This is a genomic window from Citrobacter sp. S55_ASV_140 (genome assembly GCF_018919505.1).
GTDB lineage: Bacteria > Pseudomonadota > Gammaproteobacteria > Enterobacterales > Enterobacteriaceae > Citrobacter > Citrobacter werkmanii.
Genome location: NZ_JAHLQZ010000222.1, coordinates 1 through 5,778 on the forward strand (window position 1 = coordinate 1; position 5,778 = coordinate 5,778).

Genomic DNA, 5,778 nt, shown 5'->3' on the forward strand with positions numbered 1-5,778 from the left:
AGATGTGTATAAGAGACAGATTTAATACCGCCGTTGATCGACATCGTCAGATGTGGGAAATCACGCTTTAACTGATAAACACGGTCATAATCCAGCGGAGGGATCTCGCGGTTTTCTTTCGGGCTTAATCCGGACAGCCAGGCCTTGCGGGCGTGAATGATGAACATCTCGCATTCGCCGTTGCCAGATACCGTGTTGATGAAATCGCACAGGAATTCGTAGCTGTCTTGATCATCAATGCCGATTCGGGTCTTCACCGTCACCGGAATCGACACCACATCGCGCATCGCCTTGACGCAATCGGCGACCAGTTGCGCATTCCCCATCAGACAGGCGCCAAACATGCCATTCTGTACGCGGTCGGAAGGACAACCCACGTTGAGGTTAATTTCGTCATAGCCCCGCTGTTCAGCGAGCTTCGCACACTGCGCCAGCGCAGCCGGATCGCTCCCGCCCAGTTGCAACGCGACCGGATGTTCTTCTTCGCTATACGCCAGATAATCGCCTTTACCATGAATGATCGCTCCGGTAGTCACCATCTCCGTATACAGCAGCGTCTGGCGGGACAGTAAGCGCAAAAAGTAGCGGCAATGTCTGTCCGTCCAGTCGAGCATCGGCGCGATAGAAAAACGATGAGCGGGAAAAGCGATAGACTGAGATTCAGGCAGCATGGCGAATATTCAAGCATCCGGTTAAAAAAGGGCGCTACTATAGCATAGACCGATGCGATAGTGCGCCCCATCATCGTGGCTCGCACAGCATATTCTCACAGAGCGTTATTTGCGCCCCGGCTTGCCGTCATGTGGGCCAAAAAACTGCGGCGGATGGTCAACCCAGCGATCCTCGCGCGTGGCGGCATAGACCGGGTTAAGCGGGTAATAAATGCGATTATATTTTTTGTTTGCCTCACCCACGACCAGCAAGCGCACCTCTTCACTGGTGTTATTGATAAAGGTGTGGCACACCCCGGTTCCTGCCGGAAAACCGACGCTGTCGCCAGGTTCGAGCTTCCATAAATAGCCGTTAATCCAGGCTTCCGGATAACCTTCCAGCACATAGATAAACTCTTCTTCATCGCTTTCGGCATGAGGATAAGATGTGCGACGCCCCGGCGGCAGGCGTTCATGATGAATACCTAGTCTTCCTAACCCCAGTTTACGGGCAAGCGGCGCGCCAATAGCAAAAAGTTCATTGCTGTCGGGGTAGGTGGAGTCATCAGCCCCCTCCACCTCTCGCCAGTGGCGAATACAGTCGGGTCTTTTCATGTGGATTCTCCAGAATACGATGCGTCAGGTATAGCACACGGCGGCGGATCTCGGCGTTTTAAGCAGAACATGATAAAGTAAGGGATTAACCTTTCACACAAATCGAGGCGCCAAATGGACAAAACCACCACGCAGGAGTTATTGGCTCAAGCTGAAAAACTCTGTGCGCAACGCAACGTGCGGCTAACGCCACAGCGCCTCGAAGTGCTGCGCCTGATGAGCCTGCAGGAAGGCGCTATTAGCGCTTATGACCTGCTCGACCTGCTACGGGAAACCGAGCCGCAGGCCAAGCCACCGACCGTTTATCGTGCGCTCGATTTTCTGCTGGAACAAGGTTTTGTACATAAAGTGGAATCGACCAACAGCTACGTGCTGTGTCACCTGTTCGATCAACCGACCCACAGTTCTGCGATGTTTATTTGCGATCGCTGTGGCGTGGTAAAAGAAGAGTGTGCGGAGGGTGTGGAAGACATCATGCATATGCTGGCGGCAAAAATGGGTTTTGCTCTGCGGCATAACGTGATTGAAGCTCACGGGCTGTGCCCGGCATGCGTGGAGGTTGAAGCCTGTCGCCATCCGGGCGAATGTCAGCATGACCACTCAATTCTGGTGAAAAAGAAAGTCGGTCGCTAAGCCAGAGAGCGTACATCCTTGTACTCTCAGGAGGGGACTAATTACCAGCGGTAATCGTTGCGGGTTTCCCAGTCAGTGACTTCTTTCTCCGCCTGATCTTTTGCATAACCGTAACGCTCCTGGACTTTACCGACCAGTTGGTCACGTTTGCCTTCAATGACCGTCATATCATCGTCGGTCAGTTTGCCCCATTGCTCTTTCACTTTACCTTTGAACTGTTTCCAGTTGCCGCCGACTTCGTCTTTATTCATCATCAAATCCTCATCGTTAGGTTGTGAATAGCCAGAGTATCTCGTCCAACTCCGCTATCTTTTCTGCTGGACGTGAGAATAAGTGTAGTCACTGATTCGGCATTCGATTCACTATTCAGAATTTTTAACCGTCAGGCTTCAACGAACCACGTCCCGTTGCGCCAGTGACGTCGCCAGATAAAGGCCAGCGAAAGCCCGCGCAGGGCAAGAAACACGGTGAGCGCCAGCCACAAGCCGTGGTTACCCAGCAGCGGTAAAGCCAGTAACGTTAATGCGAATCCCGCGGCGGCAACGGCCATGCTGTTGCGCATTTCTGCAGCCCGTGTTGCGCCGATAAACATACCGTCCAGCAAATAACACCAGACGCCAACCAGCGGCAAAATCACCTGCCAGATAAGATAACGATCGGCCAGCAGTTGAATCTGCGGGAGCGAGGTCAGCAACGCTATAATGTGCTCGCCAAACAGGGCATAAACCAGCGAAAACAGAATCGCCACAAGACCGGACTGTCGGCAGGCTGCGCGCCAGACATCCAGTAACTGGCTGCCATCCCGTGCGCCATAGGCCTGACCAGAATGCGCTTCAACGGCGTAGGCAAACCCGTCCAGCGCGTAGGCGGTAAAGGTCAGCAGGGTCATCAGAACGGCATTTACCGCAATGATATCGCTCCCCAGGCGCGCGCCCAGCACCGTAATGGCACCGAAACAGAGCTGTAGCAACAGCGAGCGCAGCATGATGTCGCGGTTAAGCGCCAGTAAGCGGCGGAAATTGCCACGCCAGGCCTGTTTCAACATTGCCAGCGAAATTCCGCGCATATGCAGGACTTTGCGTACCATTAACAGACCGATCAGCAAGGTGGCATATTCGGCGGTGACCGTTGCCAGCGCCGCGCCCTGCACGTTCATATGCAGGCCCATCACCAGCCATAAATCGAGCACAATGTTGAGAACATTACCGACAATCAGCAGGATAACCGGCGCCCGCGCATACTGAACGCCAAGCAGCCAGCCGAGCAGTACCAGATTCGCCAGCGAGGCGGGGGCGCTTAACCAACGGATTTCCAGGAAACGTCGGGCCTGCTCCAGTACGGCTTCACTGCCGCCGACAATATGCAGAGCCAGATCGATAATCGGCGTACGAAACAGTGCGATAAGCAGCCCCGCCCCCAGCGCCAGCATTAGCGGCTGCACCAGCGCACGCGCCAGTGCCTGCGGATCTTTCGCGCCAAATGCCTGGGCGGTAAGACCTGTGGTGCTCATGCGTAAAAAAAGCAGCAGCATAAAGAGAAAACTGGTCGCGGTGGCGCCAACGGCAACGCCGCCAAGATAGACCGGACTATCCAGATGACCAATGACCGCGGTATCGACCAATCCCAGCAAGGGAACGGTGATATTGGAGAAGATCATCGGTAAGGCAAGACGCCAGAGTGCTTTGTCGGAGGAGGTAAAGAAAGGCATGAAATAGAGCCTGAAAAGAAGTTAGAGGTACTGGAAGATGTTGCCCTGGCCCGGTAAGCGCAGTGCCACCGGGCGAGTTGCCGGATGGCGACGCAAACGTCTTATCCGGCCTACAGGGACTCAACAGAGTATTACAGCCATTCCCCGTTACGAATGACGCCTACCGCCAGCCCTTCAATAGTGAAGTTTTGCTCGCGCAGGTCGACCACAATGGGTTTGAATTCGCTGTTTTCTGGCAGGAGTTCAACCTTGTTGCCCTGTTTTTTCAGGCGCTTCACCGTCACTTCGTCGTCAATGCGCGCAACAACAACCTGACCGTTACGCACATCCTGTGTTTTATGCACGGCCAGCAAATCACCGTCCATAATCCCGATGTCTTTCATCGACATACCGCTGACGCGCAGCAGAAAATCGGCGTTCGGTTTGAACAGTGAAGGATCGACCAGATAATGGCCTTCGATGTGTTGCTGCGCCAGAAGTGGCTCACCTGCCGCAACGCGACCGACAAGCGGTAAACCTTCTTCTTCTTCCTGCAACAGACGAATACCACGCGATGCGCCGGATACAATTTCCAGCACGCCTTTACGCGCCAGCGCTTTCAGATGTTCTTCAGCAGCGTTTGGGGAACGGAACCCCAAACGCTGCGCGATCTCCGCACGCGTCGGTGGCATACCTGTCTGGCTGATGTGATCTCTAATAAGATCAAACACCTCTTGCTGCCTGGCCGTTAACGCTTTCATTCCGCCCCCTGGGTGTATATACAGTTATGCTGTGAGTATATACAGCTAAAGGTGATTTTGGAACCGCAAACTGCACAAAAAACAGGAGAATGATGAAGTTGTGGAATCTTTATCGCAAATGCGACCACAACAGGATGCCCCAGGTGATCAGGGCGACAAAAATCGACAGCAATACCGCCGCCGACCCCATGTCTTTCGCACGACCAGACAGTTCGTGGTACTCAGAACCGATACGATCAACCACCGCCTCAATCGCACTATTGAGGATTTCAACGATCATCACCAGCATCACGGAACCAATCAGCAACACGCGCGTAATGGCGTCGACGTCCAGCCAGCAGGCGATGGCAACGCCTAGCAGAACGGCAACGCTTTCCTGGCGAAATGCCGCCTCATTAATCCATGCGGCGCGAAAACCTTTCCAGGAATAGCCTGCAGCTTTGATAATTCGGGTGAATCCAGTGGTATTATTGGCCATCAAAAAGAACCTTTTTACATTATTAGCGTCAATGTCATTGTAACGTTACCCCGTTTGTTTCAGGGTGTGGCAAAGCAGCGCGAAGTATGACCGGATACACCAGAAATTCACTAAACTTTCTGATATCCTTGCAGCGCATTTGCATTATTAACCAGAGGCTTTACATCGTTTATGTCCGGCTGGCCACGAATTTACTACAAATTACTGAATTTACCATTAAGCGTACTGGTAAAAAGCAAGTCTATTCCGGCGGAACCCGCACCGGAATTGGGGCTCGATACTTCTCGCCCCATTATGTACGTCCTACCGTACAACTCCAAAGCAGACTTGCTGACGCTGCGCGCCCAATGTCTGGCGCACGATCTCCCGGATCCCCTGGAACCGCTGGAGATAGACGGAACTCTACTGCCGCGCTACGTGTTTATTCACGGCGGCCCACGTGTCTTCACCTATTACACGCCAAAAGAAGAGTCTATTAAGCTGTTCCATAACTACCTCGACTTGCATCGCAGCAATCCAGACCTGGATGTGCAGATGGTGCCAGTTTCGGTAATGTTTGGCCGTGCGCCTGGACGCGAAAAAGGCGAGGTCAACCCGCCGCTGCGTATGCTGAACGGCGTACAAAAATTCTTTGCTGTGTCCTGGCTGGGTCGCGACAGCTTTGTCCGCTTCTCCCCGTCGGTTTCCCTGCGTCGCATGGCGGATGAACACGGTACAGATAAAATTATCGCCCAGAAGCTGGCGCGCGTAGCGCGTATGCACTTTGCTCGCCAGCGCCTGGCCGCAGTCGGTCCGCGCCTCCCTGCCCGTCAGGATCTGTTTAACAAGCTGTTGGCCTCAAAAGCTATCGCGCGCGCGGTAGAAGATGAAGCGCGCAGTAAAAAAATCTCCCACGAAAAAGCGCAGCAAAATGCGATAGCGCTGATGGAAGAGATTGCCGCCAACTTCTCCTAC

General features: G+C 53.6%; 7 protein-coding genes and 1 pseudogene. 2 read left to right on the top strand and 6 right to left on the bottom strand.

The window, feature by feature from the left end; translation table 11 throughout:
* Together dusA and KQJ18_RS20800 are read right to left on the bottom strand one after the other, a co-directional pair.
* Positions 1-671 (bottom strand): tRNA dihydrouridine(20/20a) synthase DusA (gene dusA / locus KQJ18_RS20795; protein WP_216422640.1); only part of this gene is annotated, 671 nt, incomplete at its 3' end.
* Positions 672-776: 105 nt separating this feature from the next.
* Positions 777-1,265 (bottom strand): cupin domain-containing protein, encoded by a 489-nt coding sequence (locus KQJ18_RS20800; protein WP_038636260.1) that lies wholly within the window; start codon positions 1,263-1,265, stop codon positions 777-779.
* Between the two features lie 114 nt (positions 1,266-1,379).
* On the opposite strand from KQJ18_RS20800, the gene zur reads away from it, so the two are divergent.
* Positions 1,380-1,898, top strand: a complete 519-nt coding sequence (gene zur / locus KQJ18_RS20805) for a zinc uptake transcriptional repressor Zur (protein ID WP_038636258.1) — start codon at positions 1,380-1,382, stop codon at positions 1,896-1,898.
* Between the two features lie 41 nt (positions 1,899-1,939).
* On the opposite strand, the gene KQJ18_RS20810 is transcribed toward zur, so the two are convergent.
* From KQJ18_RS20810 to KQJ18_RS20825, 4 genes are all read right to left on the bottom strand, one after another.
* Complete coding sequence (locus tag KQJ18_RS20810; protein WP_006688302.1) at positions 1,940-2,149, bottom strand: CsbD family protein; 210 nt, start codon at positions 2,147-2,149, stop codon at positions 1,940-1,942.
* Between the two features lie 131 nt (positions 2,150-2,280).
* Positions 2,281-3,606: an MATE family efflux transporter DinF gene (dinF, locus tag KQJ18_RS20815; protein ID WP_085049593.1), complete on the bottom strand. Its 1,326-nt coding sequence runs from the start codon at positions 3,604-3,606 to the stop codon at positions 2,281-2,283.
* A 131-nt stretch (positions 3,607-3,737) separates the two neighbouring features.
* The gene (gene lexA / locus KQJ18_RS20820) at positions 3,738-4,346 is read right to left on the bottom strand and encodes a transcriptional repressor LexA (RefSeq protein ID WP_216422642.1); all 609 of its coding nucleotides are present in this window, start codon (positions 4,344-4,346) and stop codon (positions 3,738-3,740) included.
* 109 nt (positions 4,347-4,455) lie between these two features.
* Positions 4,456-4,824, bottom strand: coding sequence for a diacylglycerol kinase (locus tag KQJ18_RS20825; RefSeq protein ID WP_003826594.1), 369 nt, complete (start codon positions 4,822-4,824; stop codon positions 4,456-4,458).
* A gap of 171 nt (positions 4,825-4,995) precedes the next feature.
* On the opposite strand from KQJ18_RS20825, the pseudogene KQJ18_RS20830 reads away from it, so the two are divergent.
* Positions 4,996-5,778 (top strand): annotated as a pseudogene (locus tag KQJ18_RS20830) (glycerol-3-phosphate 1-O-acyltransferase); the annotation flags it as partial.

Coding starts and splice junctions, on each gene's coding strand:
- KQJ18_RS20800 (WP_038636260.1), bottom strand. CDS start 1,265: ATGAAAAGACCCGACTGTATTCGCCACTGGCGAGAGGTGGAGGGGGCT.
- zur (WP_038636258.1), top strand. CDS start 1,380: ATGGACAAAACCACCACGCAGGAGTTATTGGCTCAAGCTGAAAAACTC.
- KQJ18_RS20810 (WP_006688302.1), bottom strand. CDS start 2,149: ATGAATAAAGACGAAGTCGGCGGCAACTGGAAACAGTTCAAAGGTAAA.
- dinF (WP_085049593.1), bottom strand. CDS start 3,606: ATGCCTTTCTTTACCTCCTCCGACAAAGCACTCTGGCGTCTTGCCTTA.
- lexA (WP_216422642.1), bottom strand. CDS start 4,346: ATGAAAGCGTTAACGGCCAGGCAGCAAGAGGTGTTTGATCTTATTAGA.
- KQJ18_RS20825 (WP_003826594.1), bottom strand. CDS start 4,824: ATGGCCAATAATACCACTGGATTCACCCGAATTATCAAAGCTGCAGGC.